General features: G+C 61.0%; 18 protein-coding genes, 1 tRNA gene and 1 riboswitch. Of the genes, 4 read left to right on the forward strand and 15 right to left on the reverse strand.

Features of this window, described 5'->3' with window-relative positions; genetic code table 11:
* Positions 1-35: 35 nt before the first annotated feature.
* From cobF to cbiE, 6 genes are read right to left on the reverse strand one after another with little or no spacing between them, the layout of a single operon-like run.
* Positions 36-806 carry a precorrin-6A synthase (deacetylating) gene (gene cobF / locus GOW09_RS15105; protein WP_171119446.1) on the reverse strand — a complete coding sequence of 257 codons (771 nt, stop codon included), beginning with the start codon at positions 804-806 and terminating at the stop codon, positions 36-38.
* Positions 799-1,527, reverse strand: a complete 729-nt coding sequence (gene cobA / locus GOW09_RS15110; RefSeq protein WP_171119447.1) for a uroporphyrinogen-III C-methyltransferase — start codon at positions 1,525-1,527, stop codon at positions 799-801. The genes cobF and cobA overlap by 8 nt, the downstream gene beginning before the upstream one ends.
* Positions 1,524-2,846, reverse strand: coding sequence for a cobyrinate a,c-diamide synthase (locus GOW09_RS15115; protein WP_171119448.1), 1,323 nt, complete (start codon positions 2,844-2,846; stop codon positions 1,524-1,526). The genes cobA and GOW09_RS15115 overlap by 4 nt, the downstream gene beginning before the upstream one ends.
* Positions 2,833-3,627: a precorrin-4 C(11)-methyltransferase gene (gene cobM, locus GOW09_RS15120; protein ID WP_171119449.1), complete on the reverse strand. Its 795-nt coding sequence runs from the start codon at positions 3,625-3,627 to the stop codon at positions 2,833-2,835. Before cobM ends, GOW09_RS15115 begins: the two co-directional genes overlap by 14 nt.
* Positions 3,624-4,004 carry a cobalamin biosynthesis protein gene (locus GOW09_RS15125; RefSeq protein ID WP_171119615.1) on the reverse strand — a complete coding sequence of 127 codons (381 nt, stop codon included), beginning with the start codon at positions 4,002-4,004 and terminating at the stop codon, positions 3,624-3,626. The genes cobM and GOW09_RS15125 overlap by 4 nt, the downstream gene beginning before the upstream one ends.
* Positions 4,001-5,200: a precorrin-6y C5,15-methyltransferase (decarboxylating) subunit CbiE gene (gene cbiE / locus GOW09_RS15130; RefSeq protein ID WP_171119450.1), complete on the reverse strand. Its 1,200-nt coding sequence runs from the start codon at positions 5,198-5,200 to the stop codon at positions 4,001-4,003. Before cbiE ends, GOW09_RS15125 begins: the two co-directional genes overlap by 4 nt.
* Between cbiE and GOW09_RS15135 the strand changes: the two genes are divergently transcribed.
* Positions 5,199-5,930: a cobalt-precorrin-6A reductase gene (locus GOW09_RS15135; protein ID WP_171119451.1), complete on the forward strand. Its 732-nt coding sequence runs from the start codon at positions 5,199-5,201 to the stop codon at positions 5,928-5,930. The genes cbiE and GOW09_RS15135 overlap by 2 nt on opposite strands.
* Here GOW09_RS15135 and cobJ read toward each other — a convergent pair.
* From cobJ to GOW09_RS15180, 9 genes are all read right to left on the reverse strand, one after another.
* Positions 5,921-6,685 carry a precorrin-3B C(17)-methyltransferase gene (cobJ, locus tag GOW09_RS15140; RefSeq protein WP_171119452.1) on the reverse strand — a complete coding sequence of 255 codons (765 nt, stop codon included), beginning with the start codon at positions 6,683-6,685 and terminating at the stop codon, positions 5,921-5,923. The genes GOW09_RS15135 and cobJ overlap by 10 nt on opposite strands.
* Positions 6,682-7,410, reverse strand: a complete 729-nt coding sequence (locus GOW09_RS15145; protein ID WP_171119453.1) for a precorrin-2 C(20)-methyltransferase — start codon at positions 7,408-7,410, stop codon at positions 6,682-6,684. The genes cobJ and GOW09_RS15145 overlap by 4 nt, the downstream gene beginning before the upstream one ends.
* Positions 7,407-8,036 (reverse strand): precorrin-8X methylmutase, encoded by a 630-nt coding sequence (locus GOW09_RS15150; protein WP_152457460.1) that lies wholly within the window; start codon positions 8,034-8,036, stop codon positions 7,407-7,409. Before GOW09_RS15150 ends, GOW09_RS15145 begins: the two co-directional genes overlap by 4 nt.
* Positions 8,036-9,157: a cobalamin biosynthesis protein CobG gene (locus tag GOW09_RS15155; protein ID WP_171119454.1), complete on the reverse strand. Its 1,122-nt coding sequence runs from the start codon at positions 9,155-9,157 to the stop codon at positions 8,036-8,038. The genes GOW09_RS15150 and GOW09_RS15155 overlap by 1 nt, the downstream gene beginning before the upstream one ends.
* The gene (cobN, locus tag GOW09_RS15160) at positions 9,154-12,447 is read right to left on the reverse strand and encodes a cobaltochelatase subunit CobN (protein ID WP_171119455.1); all 3,294 of its coding nucleotides are present in this window, start codon (positions 12,445-12,447) and stop codon (positions 9,154-9,156) included. The genes GOW09_RS15155 and cobN overlap by 4 nt, the downstream gene beginning before the upstream one ends.
* 5 nt (positions 12,448-12,452) lie before the next feature.
* On the reverse strand, positions 12,453-13,508 hold the full coding sequence (gene cobW / locus GOW09_RS15165; protein ID WP_171119456.1) for a cobalamin biosynthesis protein CobW: 1,056 nt from the start codon (positions 13,506-13,508) through the stop codon (positions 12,453-12,455).
* A gap of 1 nt (position 13,509) precedes the next feature.
* Positions 13,510-13,881 (reverse strand): DUF1636 domain-containing protein, encoded by a 372-nt coding sequence (locus tag GOW09_RS15170; protein WP_171119457.1) that lies wholly within the window; start codon positions 13,879-13,881, stop codon positions 13,510-13,512.
* Between the two features lie 91 nt (positions 13,882-13,972).
* Positions 13,973-14,180, reverse strand: a riboswitch (cobalamin riboswitch).
* A 233-nt stretch (positions 14,181-14,413) separates the two neighbouring features.
* Positions 14,414-16,270 carry an SLC13 family permease gene (locus GOW09_RS15175; RefSeq protein WP_171119616.1) on the reverse strand — a complete coding sequence of 619 codons (1,857 nt, stop codon included), beginning with the start codon at positions 16,268-16,270 and terminating at the stop codon, positions 14,414-14,416.
* 628 nt (positions 16,271-16,898) lie between these two features.
* A tRNA-Cys gene (locus GOW09_RS15180) sits at positions 16,899-16,972 on the reverse strand.
* 225 nt (positions 16,973-17,197) lie between these two features.
* Here GOW09_RS15180 and GOW09_RS15185 point away from each other — a divergent pair.
* The 3 genes from GOW09_RS15185 (at position 17,198) to GOW09_RS15195 (ending at position 20,211) form a co-directional block, all read left to right on the forward strand.
* Complete coding sequence (locus GOW09_RS15185; protein WP_171119458.1) at positions 17,198-17,851, forward strand: protein-L-isoaspartate O-methyltransferase; 654 nt, start codon at positions 17,198-17,200, stop codon at positions 17,849-17,851.
* Between the two features lie 94 nt (positions 17,852-17,945).
* Entirely contained in the window at positions 17,946-19,364 is a 1,419-nt protein-coding gene (locus GOW09_RS15190) for a TolC family outer membrane protein (protein ID WP_152457466.1), read from the forward strand.
* 73 nt (positions 19,365-19,437) lie between these two features.
* Positions 19,438-20,211 carry a hypothetical protein gene (locus GOW09_RS15195; RefSeq protein WP_171119459.1) on the forward strand — a complete coding sequence of 258 codons (774 nt, stop codon included), beginning with the start codon at positions 19,438-19,440 and terminating at the stop codon, positions 20,209-20,211.
* The last annotated feature ends 2 nt before the right edge of the window (positions 20,212-20,213 follow it).

Consider the following 20,213-nt stretch of genomic DNA (forward strand, 5'->3'; position numbering starts at 1 on the left):
CTGACCTGTGTGCCAGACTTGAGAGTTCTGCGCGGTCACGAATCCGTGTTCGCCGCGCGCTGCTGCACGTCGCGTTTCTTCAGCAAGTAGATATCCATGATCCAGCCATGGTCGGCTCGGGCGCGGGCGCGCGTGTCAAGGATCCGCTGCGCGACTTGATCCAAAGGGCCGCTGATCAGCAGTTCTTCTTTCATGCCCACATAGGCCCCCCACCAGATGTCATACTCTGACATTCTGAGGGACTGGAACGAACATTCCCCGTCCAGCATGACGGCGACTTTCGAAGCGGTTTCAGGCCAGCCTTCCTTCCGGATACGACGCCCGGTGGTCACGACATAGGGTGCGCCCAGGTCATTGATCGGGATCGCATGAGCCGCGGTCAAAGCCTGCAAGGCCGTGATGCCCGGGATCACCCTGGTGTTGGGCTTGGGGTCCAGCCGCGCCGCAATGCGCAGCGAACTGTCATACAGGGACGGGTCGCCCCAAATCAGCAGCGCAATGTTCTGCGCCTCCGGGTGGGCCTCGATCGCCTCTTGCCAGCGCAGCGCAATGGCGTCGTGCCATTCGTCCACGCCACGCAGATAGCCGTCATCCGCCCGGCGCCTTGGGATGTCAAAATAGGCTATCCTTGGCGGTGTCTCGGTTACCCGATCAATGATGTCCTCACGCAGCCCGGCCAGATCGGCCTTGTTTTCGCCCTTGCGGGGGATCAGAATCAGATCGGCCGACCGGATCGCCTGCGCCCCCTGAAAGGTCACGTGATCCGGGTTGCCGGTGCCGATGCCAATCAGGCTCAGGTTAATCATCTTCGAACTCCGCCAGCGGCCCGTAAAGGATCAAGGCCGGAGCCGTGCCGATCTCGGATTTCAGCTGTTCGGCCAGGGCACCGATGGTGGCGCGCGTCAGCTTCTGATCCGGGGTCGAAACAGATTCAGCCATCAAAGCAGGCGTATCCAAAGGCAGGCCGTGTGAATGCAGTGCTTCTGCCAGAAGCGGGAAAGTACGTTTACCCATGAATACGACAGTGGTGGCCTGAGAATCGGCCAAGGCTGTCAGGTTCAGGTCTTTCGGCAACGCGCCACTGACGTCATGTCCCGTCACGAACTGCACCCGCCGTGCGGTCAGACGACGCGTCAGCGGGATGCCTGCAGCAGCAGCGGCAGCCACCGCAGACGGTACGCCGGGGATGATCTCGAATTCAATGCCCGCATCACGAAGGGCAACAAGCTCTTCTTCAAGCCGCCCGAACATGCCGCCATCGCCGGATTTCAACCGCACGACATGTTGGCCGGTCTGGGCGTAGTCCACTAGCAACCTGCTGACATGGTCCTGTTTGGGCGAGGGGCGACCTGCCCGTTTGCCCACGCCCACAAGATCGGCGTCCTCGCGCGCGTGGCTCAGAATCGGCCCGCTGCTGAGGTCATCGAACAAAATCGCATCGGCTTTTTTCATCCTGTCGACGGCCTTCAGCGTCAGCAGTTCCGGATCGCCGGGGCCCGAGCCGATGAAAGAGACAAATCCGCTCATGCAGTTGCCTCCGCAATCAGGTGAAAGAACGTACCTGTGACATTGCCGCGAACAGAGCCGGTCTGAGGTCCCTCTGCGCCTTCGGCATCAAACACACGGGCCAGCGGCGGGTCAGGCTGATCCACGATCGAGGAATAGTGGAACTCATGCCCGCGCAGCGCTGCATTCCGCGCAAATCCCGGCATCGGGGCCAAAAGTTCGGCCTTGCGATAGCCTAGGTTGAATTTGCGTTTTTGGTACGACGTCACCAGCCCCAGCAGGCCAGCCATTTCATGCCGCACGCCATCCTTGTCGATCAGCGCATGACCCAGCGCCATATACCCACCGCATTCGCCATGCACAGGCCTTGTTTCCGCGTGCTTGCGCAGACCAGCGAGGAACGTTTGGGCAGCAGCCAACGTCCCGGCATGCAGTTCCGGATAGCCGCCGGGCAGCCAGACCAGATCGGCATCCGCCGCCGGCGCTTCATCGGCCAGAGGCGAGAAGGGCAGGATCTCGGCCCCAGCTGCGCGCCAGCCTTCCAGCAAATGTGGATAGGTAAAGGAAAATGCCGCGTCCCGTGCCAGTGCAATCCGCTGGGCCGGAGGGCGCGGCAGCGCGTCTGACGATGGCCCAATGGGGCCTGAGGAAGCCGCCCGTTTGATCGCTTCCAAATCCACATGTTCGCGCAGAAATGTAGCATATCCCACAATGGCGCTTTCCAGATCCGGGTGTTCGACGGCCTGGATCAACCCCAGATGCCGCTCGGGGAGGGTCAGATCGCCTCTGCGCGGCAGCACACCCAGAACCGGCAGGCCTGCACGTTCCATCCCCAACCGGGTCAGGCGCTCGTGCCGGGGGCTGGCACAGCGGTTCAGAATGACGCCGGCAAAGGGCAGATCGGGGTTGTACATCCTGAACCCCAGCGCGGTGGCCGCCGCAGATTGCGCCTGACCGCCGACATCCAGCACCAGTACGACCGGCCAACCCATCCGTGCAGCGGTCTCGGCGCTCGACCCATGACCCAACTCACCCGGCTTGGCCACGCCATCGAACAGGCCCATCGATCCTTCGGCTACCACGATGTTAGCGCCTTCGGCCTGAGCTGAGATCGCGTTCAACAAAGGATCGCCCATTGCCCAACTGTCAAGATTGAACGAAGCCCGCCCAGCCGCGGCTCGGTGGAAGGCAGGGTCAATATAATCCGGTCCGCTCTTGAACGGTTGAACGGTCAGGCCATCCTCGGCCAACGCGCGCAACAGGCCCAGCATGACCGTTGTCTTGCCCGTGCCCGAAGACGGGGCGGAAATCAGAAGGCCCGGAGGGTTAATCATCACCATGGCTCCAGCTTGACCAGGGGCTCTCGGCGCTTTGCGGGCGATAGCGGCGGTCGTAATCTTTCGAATACAGGCAGCTTTCGTCGAAACCTTCGCCCGCCAGTGCCGGACCGACCATGATCAACGCAGTCCGCGAGATGCTGTCATCCAGCGCCTCTTTGAGCGTTCCCAGCGTCGCGCGGATGATCCGTTCATCCGGCCAGCTTGCGCGATAGACCACGGCGACCGGACAATCGGACCCATAGGCCGGGGTCAGATCGGCAATGACATTGTCCAGATTGCCGATGGACAGATGAATGGCAAGTGTCGCCCCTGTGCGTGCGAAATTCTCCAACGTCTCGCCTTCGGGCATGGAAGATGCACGGCCCGGCGTCCGGGTCAGAACCACGGATTGCGCCAGCCCGGGCAGAGTAAGCTCGGTTCCCAAAGCCGCCGCAGCCGCCGCAAAGGACGGAACGCCTGGGGTTACGCTGACCGGGATGCCCATTTCCTTGAGGCGGCGGATCTGTTCCCCCATCGCCGACCAGACCGACAGGTCGCCCGAATGCAGACGGGCCACATCCTGGCCGGCCTGATGTGCGGCCTCGATCTCGGCCATGATCTGATCCAGATCCATTGGCGCGGTGTTCACGATCCTTGCGCCTTCGGGGCAGTGGCCAAGAATTTCTTCCGGAACCAGGGAACCCGCATAAAGGCAAACGGGGCAGGATGCGATGATGTCGCGCCCGCGCAGCGTCAGCAGGTCGGCGGCGCCCGGTCCGGCGCCGATGAAATGAACGGTCATGTCTGTCCTCCGATGGCTATGGCGCAGGTCGCCAGCCGGTCGTCTGAAATCTGTCTGGGTGAAAGCAGCCGCGCACCCGGGCCAAAATGCTTTCCGGCGGCCGCCAATGCGGATGCTTCGGCCACGCTTCCGGTGCCATAGGTTGCGCGGCTGCGGTTCGAGCAGGTGAGTGTACGTTGACCGGCCAGATCGGCGGCGGCAACGAAATGCAGGGGAAGCGACAGTTCTTCGGCAAAGGTCGTCAGGGCCGAATGACCTTCCTTGTCAGCAACGGTTGCCAGGGCGGCGACATCGTGGTTTGCGGCCGCCGTGTCAAATGCGGCGCGCAAGCTGGCAACCGTGGCAGCGGACGAGAATCCCAAACCGGCAACGATCATAGCGTCACGCTCCATTGCACGACCGGATAGGCGGATTTCCAGCCGCGGCGCGGTCCAAGCGGCGCCGACTGAGCGAGTTCGATCCGCAGAAGCTCTCCGCCCAGTCTCTCATGCCACTGGGCCAATGTGGCCTCGCTTTCCAAAGTCACGGCATTGGCAACCAGGCGGGTTCCGGAAGACAGGTTCTGGTGCAGCCAGTGCAGCAGGTCTGGATCAAGCCCCCCTCCGATGAACACCACGTCGGGCAGTTCCAACCCACCCAGTGCAGCGGGCGCGGTGCCATGGATGACATTCAACCGATCCTGACCCAATGCATCGGCATTCCGACGAATGCGCTCAGCCCTGTCAGCACGGGGTTCAATACTGGTTGCGGTCAGGGTCGGATCGCACATCAGCCATTCGATGCTGATCGAACCGGTGCCCCCTCCGATATCCCACAAGTGTTCGCCCCGTTGCGGAGCAAGCGCCGAGAGTGTCAGCGCGCGGATCGGACGTTTGGTGATCTGACCGTCCGTCTCGAAGATGTGGTCCGGTTTGCCAGACGCCTTGGAAAGGGCAGGTCCTGCACCGGAAACCTCCAGACCGACGCAGACCGGATGGTCGAACGTGCCCAACAGCGCCTCGGTCAGCGTGACTGTTCTGGTGTTTTCGCGCGGGCCACCTAGGGCCTGCATCACATGCAGGGCCGAGTCGGCAAAGCCTGTCTCGGTCAGATACCGTGCCAGTTCCGCCACGGACTTTCCGTCACGCAGCAACAGGATCGCGTGCGCTCCCGGCGCCAGATGAGGACGCAAACGGGTCAGCGGCGCGGCGTGCAGGCCGAAGGTCAATGTGCTTTCCAAAGGCCAGCCGAGCCGGGCAGCGGCCAGCGAGAAGGTGGATTGGCCGGGCAGGGCGGTCCATTCACCGGCATCGAAATTGCGCGCAATGACCGAACCCGCGCCAAACCAGAACGGATCGCCCGAGGCCAGAACAACCGTCTGCCGGCCACGCAATCCCTTCAGGATCGGCAGCCCTTCCGAGAACGGCACGGGCCATTCGACACGTTCCGCCCCTGTTTCGGGCAGCAACGACAGGTGGCGCGGCGGCCCCATGATCACTTCGGCCCGGTCCAGCACTTGACGGCTGGTTGACGACAGGCCATCAAACCCATCTTCGCCCAGTCCCAGAACGGTCAGCCACGGAGATTCAGACATGACAACCCTCCTGATCCTTGGCGGCACGACCGAGGCCAACGCGCTGGCCAAAGCTGTTTCGCAACAAGGGATTGCTGCTGTGTATTCCTACGCCGGACGGGTGGAAAACCCGCGTCCGCGCCCCTTGCCGGTAAGGGTTGGCGGTTTCGGCGGTCCGGAAGGTTTGGCCGCCTATATCCATGAGAACGCCATCACCCATGTCGTGGACGCGACCCATCCATTTGCGGCCCGGATGAGCCGGAACGCGATCGAGGCATGCACCGCGACGCGGACGCCATTGGCCGCGTTGACCCGCGCGGCCTGGGTGTCGCAGCCCGGCGATGTCTGGCGTCACGTGCCCGACATCGCTGCCGCCGTCGACGCATTGTCCGGTGATGCTCAGCGTGTTTTCCTTGCCGTAGGCCGCATGCATCTTGAAGATTTTTCGACCCGACCTCAACACAGTTATCTGCTGCGCCTTGTGGATGAGCCCGACACTTTGCCCTTGCCGAATGCAGAGGTGGTCGTCTCCCGAGGGCCGTTTACCGAAGCCGACGACCGGGCGTTGATGCAGCGCCATGGTACGCAGCTGGTCGTGTCCAAGAACGCCGGCGGCACGGGCGCGCGCGCCAAGCTGGACGCGGCGCGGGCGCTGGGCCTTCCCGTGCTGATGATCGACCGCCCGGTTCTGCCGAAGCGGACCGAGTTTTCGCAGGTCGCACAGGTTCTGGACTGGCTGTCTCATCCCTGATCCTCATCAGGGGTGAAGCGAGGGGTGTAAACGATGGGTGCGCCATCGCGCTCGATGACGCGCGTTCGGGATGACCCCACGATCACCACGGTCTGCATATCCGCCATGTCGGGCGTGGCTTCGGCCAGTGTCGAAATACGCATCTCTTCATCGGCCCGCGATACGGCGCGGGCGAACAGGATCAGACGTTCAGGCTCACATTCTTCACGCAGGATTTTCAGCGTTTTTACAAAGCCTTCCGGGCGGGACTTCGAGCGCGGATTGTAAAAGGCCATCGAGAAATCCGCCTGTGCGGCAAGGCGCAAGCGTTTTTCGATCAATGACCATGGTTTGAGGTTGTCGCTGAGGTTGATGGCGCAGAAATCATGCCCCATCGGCGCGCCTGCTCGCGCAGATGCGGCCAGCATCGCGGTGATACCCGGCAGTACATCGATCTGAAGATCGCGCCATTCAGAAGGGCCGTTTTCCAGTGCTTCGAAAACGGCCGCCGCCATGGCAAACACGCCGGGATCGCCCGAGGATACAACGACCACCCGTTTGCCATCGGCAGCCATTTGCAGCGCATGTTGCGAGCGGTCGATTTCGACCCGGTTGTCACTGGCATGCAGTGTAAGGCCGGGGCGTTCGGCAATACGCGCCACATATGGGATGTAGCCCACAACATCGGTGGCTTCGGCCAGCGCGGCTGTTACTTCTGGTGTAACAAGCGCCTCGTCACCCGGCCCCAGACCGGCAATCTTGACCCAGCCGCTCATGGTCGCCGTCCCTGACCGTGCACGACGATGATCGAGAAATACGGGGTGATCTTCTCGCAGGCTTCGGACAGCTTTGTCACGGTCTGGTTCGGCATCTGCGCATATTCCACGATCCACGCCCGGTCATACAGGCCAGCGGTCTTCAGAGCGCGCTTCACCTTGTCGATGTTGCGTCCGATTTTCATCACGACCAACGCATCGGTCAGAGCCATGCGTTCCGCCAGCGTGTCTTCGGGCAGGGTGCCAACCAGCACGGTCAGCACATCATCACCCCAGGTGATCGGGTCTCCGGTCGCGGTCCAGGCTCCGGACATGCCGGTAATGGCGGGTACAACTTCAACCGGCGCGTCTTGGCGCAGTCGGCTGTAAAGGTGCATGAACGAGCCATAGAAGAAGGGATCGCCCTCGCACAGAACAACCACGTCCTCACCCCGTTCTGACAGGGCCTTGAGATGCCTTGTGCAGTCTTCGTAGAATGCTGCCAGCAATTCGTTGTAACGCGGGTCTGTCACCGGGATCTCGGTGGTTACGGGATATTCCATGGGAAACTCGACCGCGCCATCGGGAATCATCCCGTTGACGATCTTGCGGGCCTGACCACTGCGACCGGGTTTGCGGAAATACGCCACATGCTTTGCATTGCGCAGGAGGCGATCAGCCCGGACGCTCATCAAATCCGGATCGCCGGGGCCAAGGCCCACACCGTATATGGTGCCCATCTTCATTCTGCCCGGCTTGCGATGGCGTTGATGGCCGCCACCGTGATGGCGCTGCCGCCCAGACGACCTTTGACGATGCAGGACGGCACCGGTTGCGCCTGCCACAGCGCATCCTTGGATTCCACCGCGCCGACGAAGCCAACCGGGCAGCCGATGATCGCGGCAGGGCGCGGGCAATCCGGGTCTTCCAGCATGTTCAGCAAATGGAACAGTGCGGTGGGCGCATTGCCTATGGCGACCAGCGCGCCCTCCAGATGCGGCCGCCACAGCTCCAGCGCAGCGGCGGAACGGGTGTTGCTCATCTCGGCAGCCAGCGGGCGTACGCGTTCATCGTGCAGGGTACAGATCACCTGGTTGTCGGCGGGCAGGCGGAAACGGGTGACACCTTCGCTGACCATGCGCGCATCACACAGGATCGGTGCGCCATTTTCCAAAGCAGTGCGGGCCGTCTGCACGAAGCCTGGCGAGAAATGCACGAACTCTTCCAGCCCGACCATGCCCGCGGCGTGGATCATGCGAACGGCAACCTGCTCTTCATCGGCATCAAAACGGGCCAGATCAGCCTCGGACCGGATGGTGGCAAAGCTTTCCTTGTAGATCGCCGCGCCATCGGTTTCGTATGTATAGGGCATCAGGTGAAGTCCATAGTCATGAGTGTTTCCGGGTCGAGCCCGCGTTGGCTGGGCTCATCCCCTGCGCGGCCCTGTTTGACAAGATCAAATCGTCCGTTTGCGCCCACCAATGTGATGTCGGCAGGACCCATGCGAGCGCATCCCTTGCTGCAGCCTGAAACATGCAGGCGTCCGGACACCCGCGAAGCCAACGCCCGGGCGATGTCGCGCGTCTCGGCCTGCGCCTGCGGGCAGAACGGCGCGCCGGGGCAGGCGTCGGTGGTCATCAACGGATCGGTTCCATCTTCGACAAAGGCCGGGGCAGGTATCGCCGCCCCGCCTTCCAGCAGGATCAGCCGCCACGGGGTGACGCGCAGGGCGCAAGCGCCGCTGTCCTCGATCAGGTCATACAGCTTGCGCGCAGGCAGCGACCCAAAAGCCGCGCCGTACAGGGCACCCAGTTCACAGCGGCCCGGTTGAAGCTTTGCGCCAACAGAACCGGGCGCACATCCCTTCCATTCCTGCGGCAGGGCGTCGATGACATGCGCCATGCGGCGTGTCTCGGGTGTGTAGGTTTCGGCAAACCACATTGCCAGCGCGATCACGTGGTCAATGGCGTCGGTCTCGGTCACGCTCCGCCCGGTTTCGCAGCCATCGGCGCGCAGGATCAGGCCGCCTGCACCGGTTTCCAGACGAATATCAGCCGAATCCGACGCCAGCAGACGTTCGCGGCCCGTGTCGATTGCAAAGCCGAACTTTGCCGGCAGGGCCGGCAGCTCCACAAGCCGATCAATCAGTTCATGGGTCAGTCGAGCAGTCAAATCGCCCGCCTGATAGAGCGGCGTAACCAGAATATTGCGGCGTATTTCGATACCGGGTTCCGCATCCAGCAGGTTCAGCGCGGCAAGCTCTTTGAGCAGAGGCTGATGGTCTTCCTCTTCCACGCCCCGCAATTGCAGATTGGCGCGATTGGTCAAATCGATCGAGCCGTTGCCAAAGCGGTCCGCCAGATCGCACAGTCCCAGTGCCTGATCGGCCTCCAGACGCGCCAGCCGGGGCCTGACCCTGACGACCAGACCGTCACCGGACATCATCGGACGATGGGCGCCCGGGCACCAGCCCTGAACAATTGGTGCACTCATCTCAATCCCTCCAGATCAGCCCGGATAGAGTTCCGGCGCGTGTTCCAAAGCCCGGCCTCAAGCAGCGCGCGGAACCGGTCCTGCATGGCCTGGCGCGCCTTGGGATTGGCCTCTTGCAGGAACGCGTCGACCTCTTCGTTGCCCAGAGTGGCATCGTGGTAGAGGTCAAAAAGATGTGGTGCGACCGTGCCAGACAGATGCGCGAAAGAAGCCATATGATCCAGCGTTGCCGCGATTTCAGCCGCCCCCCGGAAACCATGGCGTTGCATCCCGGCGATCCAGCCGGGGTTGGCGGCACGGGCGTGGACGACTCGGCTGATTTCTTCGCGCAAAGTACGGGCACGCGGATTTTCGGGGTTGGTATTGTCCAGATGGTAAAGCTGCGCGGTTCCGCCGGCGATCTTCTTGGCGGCGGCAAAACCCGCCTCGTGTGTGGCATAATCGTTGGCCAGAAGAAGATCGGTTTCGGTCAGGTCCTGCAAGTGGACAAAGCTGTCCGCATTTGCAACGCGTTGGGTGATGCCGTCCTTGTCCTGCGAGATGTGTTCGCCTTCCAATGCAAAAGAGCTGGCCTCAAGCCACGCTTCACCGGCCTGCGCACGGGCCTCGTCGGTATACACTTCGGAAAGTTCGGTCATATTGACGCCATAGCTTCCGGGCGCAGGTCCATAGACCCGCGCTGCCGGCTCCTGCCCGGCATAGGGGTTCCAATCCCTTGCCTCATCGCGCGCGGCCAATGCGCGAACCGCTTGGCCAAACAAAGCGGACAGCGTCGGGAAAACATCCCGGAACAGGCCCGAAACCCGCAAGGTCACGTCCAGACGCGGGCGGCTCAGGTCGGTGATCGGCAGAACCTCGATGCCGGAAACCCTCTCGGACCCTTTGTCCCACACGGGTTTGACGCCCAGCAGGTGCAGGGCCATGGCGAATTCCTCGCCCGCCGTGCGCATGGTGGCTGACCCCCACAGATCGACGATCAGCCCCTTCGGGTAATCGCCTTCTTCCTGAAGATGGCGCCGCACCAGTTCTTCGGCCAGTTTCACACCCTGAGCATAGGCCGCACGGGTCGGAACCGACCGCGGATCGGTGGTGTAAAGGTTCCGCCCGGTGGGCAGAACATCTGACCGGCCACGATAGGGGGACCCTGAAGGCCCGGCATCAATCCGCTTGCCTTCGAGCGCTTTGATCAGCGCGTCGCGTTCGGCGTGGGCCGAAGGAGCCGGATCGAAACTGCCCGTCACTTCGGGCACACGCCCGAAGATGTGCAGCCCGTCGCCAAACTGGCTTTCCTTGATGTCACAGACAAAGCGGTCGATGCGGGTGATGGCCTCGGCGGTGCAGGTTGCCTGATCGAGGCCAAGATCGCTTTCCAGCCCTATCGCCTGCGCCTCATCACGGATATCTTCCTGCAAGCGGTCGCGGCGTTTGGGGTCAAGCCCGTCGGCGTTGGAAAACTCATCCAGCAGCGATTCAAGCCGCACCATCCGATCCGGCGTGCCGCTTTCCTTCATCGGGGGCGGGATGTGGCCCAGCGTGACGGCTCCGATCCGGCGCTTGGCTTGCGCGGCCTCGCCCGGGTCGTTCACGATAAACGGGTAGATCACCGGCAGATCGCCGATCAGCGCCTCGGGCCAACAATCGGCAGACAAGGCGACCGATTTTCCGGGCAACCATTCCAGCGTTCCATGCGCGCCGATATGGATCAGCGCATCGGCACCCAACCCTTTGCGCAGCCACAGATAGAAGGCGACATAACCGTGGCGCGGGGTGCGCGAGAGGTCATGATAGTCGTCATCTCGCAGCTCGGGCGTGCCGCGTTCGGGTTGCAGCGCGACCAGCGCCTTGCCGCGCCGAAGCGCGGTGAAATGGAAGGCACCATCGGCACAGGCCGGATCATCTTCGGGCGCGCCCCAAACGGCGTGCAGATCAGCGCGCAGGGTCTCGGGCAATTCCGCAAGCGCATCCTGATAATCCCCAAGCGACCACGAAATCCGTGCGTCCAGAAGAGTGTCGGCAATCGGCTCGCCTGTCGCGATGTCATAGCCTTCTTTGTCAAGATCGGACAGCATCGCCTCGGCCGAGGCCAGCGCGTCGAGGCCAACCGCATGGGCCATCTGCCAGTCTTTGCCGGGATAGGTGGACAGGACCAACGCAGGAATCTGATCTGCCTTGGGTTTGTCGTTCAGTGCAAGCCAGCCCGATACACGGTCGATGATTGCTTCGATCCGGTCCGGTTCGGGCCGATGTGCAAAGCGCGCGTATTCCAGATGCGGATCGCGTTTGCCGGGTTCCTTGAAAGACGCGATTCCTGCTGAGATCCGTCCATCCACCTCGGGCAGTACCACATGCATGGCAAGATCGGCGGGGGACAAACCGCGTTCCGCCTCGGCCCAGGCTTTGCGGCGCGAGGTGGCGAGAGCGACCTGAAACACCGGCACGCCTGCCGCGTCCAGAGGCGACGTTCCCGACGCACCTTTTCCCGAAAACGAGGTGGCGTTGACAATGGCCGATGGGTTCAGCGCAACAACCTGGTCCCGCAACCAGTCGGCGGCCACGGGCGCCTTGAGAGACGGGGCAAACATGCCCACCGCCGCGTATCCACGGGCGCGCAGGCTGCGGATCAGGGCGGCGATCGGGGCGGTGTCTGCCGAGGTCAGGTAAGCGCGGTAAAAGGTGACGAGGATTCGTTTGGCCTTGCTTTCGAACGCGGTTTCCACCGGGATTACGCCGCGATCCGGACACCACACGCCACATTCGGGCAAGGTCTTGGCGCCCATCACCGGACCGGCATAAAGCCCCGCCGCCAAAGCCATCTGCGCCAGCGCCGCCTGTGCCGCGACCTCGCCGCCGGTATCGCACAGATGCGCCAGACGCCGCAGGGTCGAGACCGGCAGGGTGGAATAGTCATCCAGCCGCGTGTCCTCGCGCCCGTCGGCGGGCAGCACCGCCAGTGCGATGCCCTTGGCCTGCGCCAGGGCCAAAACCTGCTGCAACCCATAAGGCCAGTAGGGGACGCCGCCGATCAGACGGATCAGAATGCCCTTGGCGCCCTCCATCGTCTGCTCGACATAGGTATCGACCGATAACGGGTGTTTCAACGCCGTCAAATTCGCCAGCCGCAGGGTCGGCATTCGCCCTTCCGGTCCGCCGCCGCGATGCCAGCCCGCCGCGAAAGCCCCCAGATCGCTGTCCGAAAACGACAGCACCACCAGATCCGCCGGGCTCTGGCCCAGATCGGTTGGGGTCTCGGTTTCCTCGAGCCCGTGGCTTTCGCGGAAGACGACGTGCATGGGTCTTACTCGGCAGCCTCACGCACACCCACGAGGATTTCGCGGATTTCCGCCTCTTTGATATCGTCATGCTCGGCGATGACGACCAGACGCGAACGACGGTCTTCACCGGGTTCCCACGGGCGGTCATACTGGTGACGCACGCGGGCACCCACTGCCTGGACCAGCAGGCGCATGGGTTTGCCCTGAACGGCGGCATACCCTTTGACGCGCAGGATGTTCAGTTCATTGGCGAGGCGTTCGATATTGGCGACCAGTTGGGCCGGATCGGTCTGCTCGGGCAGCTCGACGATGATGCTTTCGAAATCGTCATGCTCGTGATCGTGATGGCCGTCGTGATGCGAGGGTCGGGCGTCCATGTCATCCTCGGCGGCGGCTTCCAGACCCAGCACAACGCGCACGTCCACGGCACCTTCGGCCACTTCGACGACGGGCAGGGGGCGCGGCGCCTCGGCGGCGATGATCTCGCGCGCTTTGGCCACGCCTTCGGGGCCGGCGAGGTCGGGCTTGGTCAGCAGGATGATGTCGGCGCACGAGATCTGATCCTCGAACACCTCGGACAGGGGCGTTTCGTGGTCGATCGAGTCATCGGCCATGCGCTGGGCGTCCACCGCTTCGACATTGGGCGCGAAACGGCCTGCGGCCACAGCCTCGGCATCGGCTAAGGCGATCACGCCGTCGACGGTGATCTTCGAGCGGATGTCAGGCCAGTCGAATGCCTTGAGCAGCGGTTTCGGCAGGGCCAGACCGCTGGTTTCGATCAGGATATGATCCGGGCGCGGCTCCAACGCCATCAGGGCCTCGATGGTGGGAATGAAATCATCTGCCACGGTGCAGCAGATGCAGCCATTGGCCAGTTCCATGATGTTTTCCGCCGGGCAATCTGGAATGGCACAGGATTTCAGGATGTCGCCATCGACGCCTACATCGCCGAACTCGTTGACTACGACGGCAAGGCGCTTGCCCTGCGGGTTCTGCATCAGGTGACGCACCAAAGTGGTCTTGCCCGAGCCCAGAAAGCCGGTGATCACTGTGACGGGGAGTTTTTCGAGGTTCGACATGTCAGGCTCCAATGGGGGGAATGCGCGAGGCACAGTTCTTGCGAAAATGTTCGGGGCGTTCGCGCCATTTCACCAAACCATCTTCCGTGGCCAGATACTTGGTCGCGCCGTCGACGATGACGTCGACATGATCTGTTTCGTTCAGGTTTTCATACACGAAGGTCCAGCGGCCCGGCCCGCGCAACACGATCGAACAGCCTTGATCGCAGTTTGACAGGCATTCAACGGCTTGCAGGGTGACACCGTCGGGCAGGTCTGCCTGTTCCAGGGCCTTGTGCAACAAAGCGCCCGGGCGTTGCGCATCATCTTCGACAGGCAGGCCGCGACGGCAGGTAGTACAGACCAGCAACTCGACTGGTGCGGTCTCGGTCATGTCTCTCATCCCCCCAAATCCTCTTCGCGGGGGACGGGGTTTCATGCGGGCCACGAGTGGTCATGGACCCGACACCGGAACACCCCGCCCGGTTTCAACTTCGGTTGTTGGCAGGTCTCCCGGCTTGCGGATGCCAGAGGCGGGCCTCTGTCGGATGTCCCGCCTTCCCGGCTTTCGGGCCAGTGGCATTGGGCATCCTCTCCGTTCACGGTCGCGGGGGCGGCTGCGTTTGGCGGCAAGACCGTTGACGCATTCCCTTTTCATCGGCTCTCACCGACACCAACGAAAGGGACATGCGGCACCGCTGGCCTGCTTGTCAAGCGAGTCGCGCGCAACAATGATGCAGAGGCATGGAAAGCGACCTGTGGGCGTCGATGGGCGGCATGGTGTGCCGGGACCCAGCCTGAGGTGGGCCCGGCGACGAACGGTATCTTAGCAAGGGGCGTAGACTATGGTGAACGGGTGCCTTGACTGAACCTGTCCAGATGATGAGAAAAGACCACCGAACCCCCCGGATCCTCTTGCGCTAATACTAATAGATGACGTTTATCATGAGCAGCGAGACGACCAGAAACAGCGCCGTCATTATTCCGCCGGAGCGGACGAAATCCATCACCTTGTATCCGGCCGGACCCATGATCAACGCGTTTACCTGATGGGTTGGGATGATGAAGCTGTTCGATGTCGATATAGCGACCGTCAGGGCAAAGACGGCCGGGTTTCCACCCGCCGCCACCGCAATTGATACCGCCAGAGGCACCAGCAGAACCGTGGCCCCCACATTGGACATGACCAAAGAAAAGGCCGTCGCCAGAACGGCGATGCCGGTTTGCAGCGACCAGAGCGGCCAGCCGTCCAGAATTATCATGATCTGCTGCGCGATCCACGCGGCCGTACCTGTGTTCTGCACGGCTTGTCCCAAAGGTATGAGGCAGGCGAGCAGGAATACGGTGTTCCATCCGACCGCGCGGTATGCCTCGTCCACGCTGAGCACACGGGTCAGCATCATGCCCACCGCGCCGGTAAGAAGACAGAGTGAAAGCCGGACATCCGTGAACAGGATCAACGACAGCGAAATGGCGAAGAATGCCAGGGCCCAGCCGACTTTTTGCGGCCGCAGCTCGTCCTGAGGAAAGTCCGTCGTCACAACGACGAAATCCGGATCTCGTTTGATCCGCATCAGGTTGTCCCATCTGGTATGTGCCACAAGCATGTCGCCCGCCTGAAACTTTTCGAGCCCGATCTGAGTGGATTCGTGATCCTCGGTCTCGACATGGCTCAGCGTCTCTTCGCCGCGGTGAATGGCCAGCAGCGACATCCCGTAGGTCTTGCGAAACAAAAGCTCGCGGGGGCATTTGCCGATCAGCTTGCTGTCGGGCGTGATGACCACCTCGGCCACGCCTGCATTGGTTGGGGCGAACTCTTCGACGAAAATGTCCAAATCCGGAAGAACGGTCAGCCCGTATTTCTCGGCGAACGTCTCGACCTCCCAACGGCGGCCGACGATGGCCAGCCGACACGGCGCTGCAATTTCCGCTGTCAAAACCTGAACCATCGAGGTTTTGCCGCGATAGAAGGTGGAAATGATGTACAGGTGGTTTTCGTGGTTGATGTCGGCCAGAATCTCGCCGACCAAAGGGCTGTCCTCGGGCACCACGACTTCGAACACATCGGCTTTGAGGCCATAGACCCTTTGCAGGTATTCCTGTGTCCCTTGTCCGGTACCCGTATTGTCAGGCCCTTCAGCCTCGGGCAAAACCCAACGTCCCAACAGCAGAAAGTAACCAATTCCCGTCAGGATCAGAACCGCACCGATCGGCGTGACCGAGAACAGGCCGAAGGGCTCCATTTTCTGAGAGGCCGGCAGACTGTCATTTGCCGTCAGGATCAGATCGTTCAGCAGGATAAGAGGAGACGACCCCACCATCGTCATGGTGCCGCCCAAAATGGCGCAGAATCCCATCGGCATGAGCAGGCGCGACAGCGGTATGCCCGACCGTGTGGAAATTCGGCTGACAACCGGCAGAAACAGAGCAGCGGCGCCGACATTCTGCATGAACGAGGATATGACGCCAACGGTGCCGGAAATGATTGGTACAACCCTGCCTTCGGATTTGCCGCCGTATTTGAGGATGACGGCAGCCACCTTGTTCATGATCCCCGTCTTGTCCAGACCGGCCCCGACGATCATGACCGCAATGATCGAGATGACGGCATTGGATGCGAAGCCGTCGAACAGAAGGGTGACATCCGCCAGATTTCCCAGCCCGGGCGCGTAGCTGAGCAAGCCTATGAGAACCAGAACCAATATGGCGGAAAGGTCGATCCTTATGATCTCGGAAACGAACAGAAAAACGGTGAAAGCCAGCAGGGTGCAAACGACCCCCATCTCGAAGGTAAAGGCAATGTGTTCCACAATACGTCCAGAACTTTTTCTTTGTTAGAGTCCTAGTTCATCCTTCCCGAGTTGTCATGAAGTTTCGTTTTTCGGCGATGGTGAGACATAATATTGCTCAAGGGCTGTTGTTGGAGCAATGCCTTCGGAGGCCCGTTTTGACGAACACGTCAGAAAGAAGGATAGGCCAAATTGCATAAGGCAGTCTGCACGCTTCGCGCAGGCGCGATGCCGTCCCAACCAGGTCGAAGCAGCACAGGTAATGGCAGGTCAATTCCAGCCATGGACGACAGACAATCCGACAGCTTTGTTTGCAGCACCATTCTGCCGCTGCCTGAACCGCACAAAGGGCCAGCTTGGCCGTCCTTGATCGCAAACTGCCCACAAGAATGGTATACATCTGAAAGGGCCGGACCAATGGTTCAGGTCACCAATTCTGAACATTTCGAGATGAAGATGCCCAGGAAGTACGGCGGGTGTTGCCTGAACGCAAGCTGGCGGCATATGCCAAGAATGCTCGCAGTCGGATGGAACAGAACCAGATCGAAACACGAAAAATCCAATAGTTGGTTGGATATTGGACCTCGAGGAGGGAAAAAGTACCGCAAGTCATTGGAGGTATTGGAGGCGAGTACCGGAATCGAACCGGTGTACACGGATTTGCAATCCGCTGCGTCACCACTCCGCCAACTCGCCTTTACAAGTAAAATCAAATACTTGCTGTGGTGTGCGTGGGGTTTTAGCAGCTTTCCCAAGGGGCGTCCAGAGGATTGCGCGCAATTTTGTCGACGAGATTGAAATTTGCCGAAGCCCGCAACCGCAAACGCACAGGCGCAGGGGGGTTGCGTCAACAGGGCCGTTGCTGGGCGTTTCAGGATGTGGCAAAAGCCGGGTAACTTTGGGAATGACTCGAGAGATCCTATGACAGATTTCGCTGCCCGGCGCCGCACTATGGTTGATACGCAAATCCGGCCTTCGGATGTTACAAAGTTCCCGATAATTGAGGCGATGTTGAACGTCCCGCGCGAAAACTTCGTGCCTGACGCACAGCGTGAGGCCGCCTATGCCGACAGTGTGATCGATCTGGGCAACGGGCGCTGTATGCTCGAGCCGAGAACGCTTTCTAAAATGCTGGATGCGCTCAACATTTCGAACGACGAGATGATTCTCGATATCGCTCCGGCGACGGGGTATTCCACTGCGGTTGCCGCGCGTATGGCCCAGTTGGTTGTTGGTGTGGAAAGCGACGACTCGCTGGCGTCCGAGGCGCAAAGCCTGTTGGCTGAGGCCGATGTGGACAATGCCATTATCCACGTCGGTCCTTTGGATCAGGGTGCGGCTGAGCACGGTCCTTACGATGCGATCATGGTGCAGGGCGGTGTTGAACGGATTCCCGACGCGCTGTTGGATCAGCTCAAGGAACATGGCCGGATTGCATGCCTGTTTGTTGAAGGCAATCTTGGAACTGTGCGGATCGGTCGAAAGACCGGAGGCCGGGTCAGCTGGCGGGATGCGTTCAACGCCAGTGCACCGATACTAGAGAGCTTTTCGGCGGAGTGTGCATTTTCGCTATAGTTCGCCGATAGATTCTGCTGGCGCCTTGATTAGTTGAAAAGAAGACCGCAAACTGCTTTCAGGGCAGTGTAATTTCGTTTGAGAGGATTTCGGTATGCGTGGTTCAGCGACAGGCAAGCTGGTCAGGGCATTCGCAGTGACCGCAGGACTTGCCATCAGCGTTATGCCAGGGCGTCCGGCGTGGGCTGACAACATAACAGACGCCTTCATCGGCGCGTATAATACAAGCGGCTTGCTGGAGCAGAACCGGGCGCTGCTGCGCGCGGCAGATGAAGACGTGGCAATCGCGCTTTCTGCATTACGGCCAATCATCAACTGGACTGTACAGGTCAGCCAGGATTATACCCGGTCTCGGACCAACAATGTGGTCACAACGACCGAGCCGTCCCGGTTTTTCACCGGTCTGGGGCTAACTCAGCTTCTGTATGATGGTGGCGCTTCGGTTCTGGGCAAGCAATCGGCGCAGGAAACGGTTCTGTCGACCAGACAAACCCTGATCGACATTGAGCAACAGGTGCTTATCCGCGCTGCAAATGCTTACCTGGGCGTGCTGCTACAGGAAGAAACAGTCGCAATTCGCCAGAACAACGTGGATGTTTCGGCGGAAGAGCTTCGCGCATCGAATGATCGCTTCGAGGTTGGCGAAGTGACGCGCACGGACGTGGCGCTTTCCGAAGCGCAGTTGGCAAGTTCTCAAGCTGATCTGGCGGTCGCTCGTGGTGAACTGAGCATCGCGCAGGCTGAGTATGTCAATGCGGTCGGCAAGGCGCCAGGGAGGACGGCCGGTCAACCCAGCCTGCCCAATCTTCCACGGAGCGAGGCAGAAGCGATCAGCCTCGCGCAACGCAACCACCCGGCGATTCTGTCGGCGCAGCATCAGGTCCGCGCTTTTGATCTGATTGTCCAGCAACAGCGGGCCAACCTTGGGCCGAATGTCAGTTTGAACGCGGATGCGGGTGTGCGTGAAAGCTATGACAACAACGACTATGTGAATGACGCGACCGTGTCGCTGGACTTTACACAGCCGATTTACGCCGGTGGCCGGTTGGCCGCGAATGTGCGGCGCGCTATGGCAAATCGGGATGCGTCTCGTGCGAATCTTCTGAACGTACAAAAGAATATCACACAGGGCGTTACGGACCGGTATGCAGCGTTCCAGGCAGCCAGTGCCAGCCTCAGGGCATCGACGGAACGGGTTCGCGCATCGCAGGTGGCATTTGATGGCATCAGGGAAGAAGCGACCTTGGGTGCCCGGACCACTTTGGACGTTCTGAATGCTCAGCAGGATTTGCTGGACGCGCAGCTGGCCGAAGTGGCGTCGCGAACGGAACGATCCCGCGCAGCGTATCAGCTGTTGCAGGCGCAGGGCCTTTTGACGGCAGAACGTCTTGGCCTGGCGGTTCAGATCTATGACCCGACTTTGTACTATAATCTGGTCAAGAAAGCCCCCGCGCGTGTCAGCAAACAGAGCAAGGATCTGGATCGAGTCCTCAAAGCGTTGCGTCGGGACTGACCGGCAATACTATTTGTTGTAGGGCTCGGATTGTTTGGCTACACTCGATCCAACGATAGAGCGGTAGAGAACAATGTCTGATAATGTCGTGAAAGCAGGGATCGAAGACGTTCTGTCTTCGGTCAAACGTCTGGTCAGTGAAGACAGTCGCGGTAAATCCTCCTCGGATCAACAGGGTGCAACGCGCAAGCCGGGGCGTTTGGTGCTGACGGACGCGCTGCGCATCAGCAAACCCGCTCAGCCCGAGATCATGCCCGCCAAGCCGTCTCCTGATGTTGCCGACTCGGCCAAGCCGATGCTGCTGCGTGCCTGCGACATCGTCAGGGCAGGTGATCCTGCCAACACTGCGGATGACGCGACCGAGGGGCATTCCGCGGAAACTGGCTCAACCGATGATCCCGCGATCAGCCTGAGTGCCAAGATCGAAGCGCTGGAAGCGGCGATTGCGCAAACCGAGGATCAATGGGAGCCGGATGGCGACAGCGCAGACGCCTATTCCGGCACACCGACGCATTCCCTGCCGTGGAACGTCGAAGAGGAGTTTGCGGCCGCAAGGACCGTCGTTCTGACTGATCAGGAAGATACGGACGATCCTCAACCCGAGTCCGCTTCGATACAAAACGCAGAGTTCATCCGGGCGGGACGACCGGCTGAATCCGATCGTGCCACTGAAGTCGTTGAAGACGTTTCGACAACGGATTTGGATGAAGAAACATTGCGTGAGTTGATCGCGGAAGTTGTCCGCCAGGAGTTGCAAGGCGCGATGGGCGAGCGGATCACGCGAAACGTGCGCAAAATGGTGCGGCGGGAAATCGCGCGTGCGCTCGCCGCGAAAGATCTGGGATAAGA

Source organism: Ruegeria sp. HKCCA5463, from assembly GCF_013034175.1.
In the GTDB taxonomy this organism is placed as follows: domain Bacteria; phylum Pseudomonadota; class Alphaproteobacteria; order Rhodobacterales; family Rhodobacteraceae; genus Ruegeria.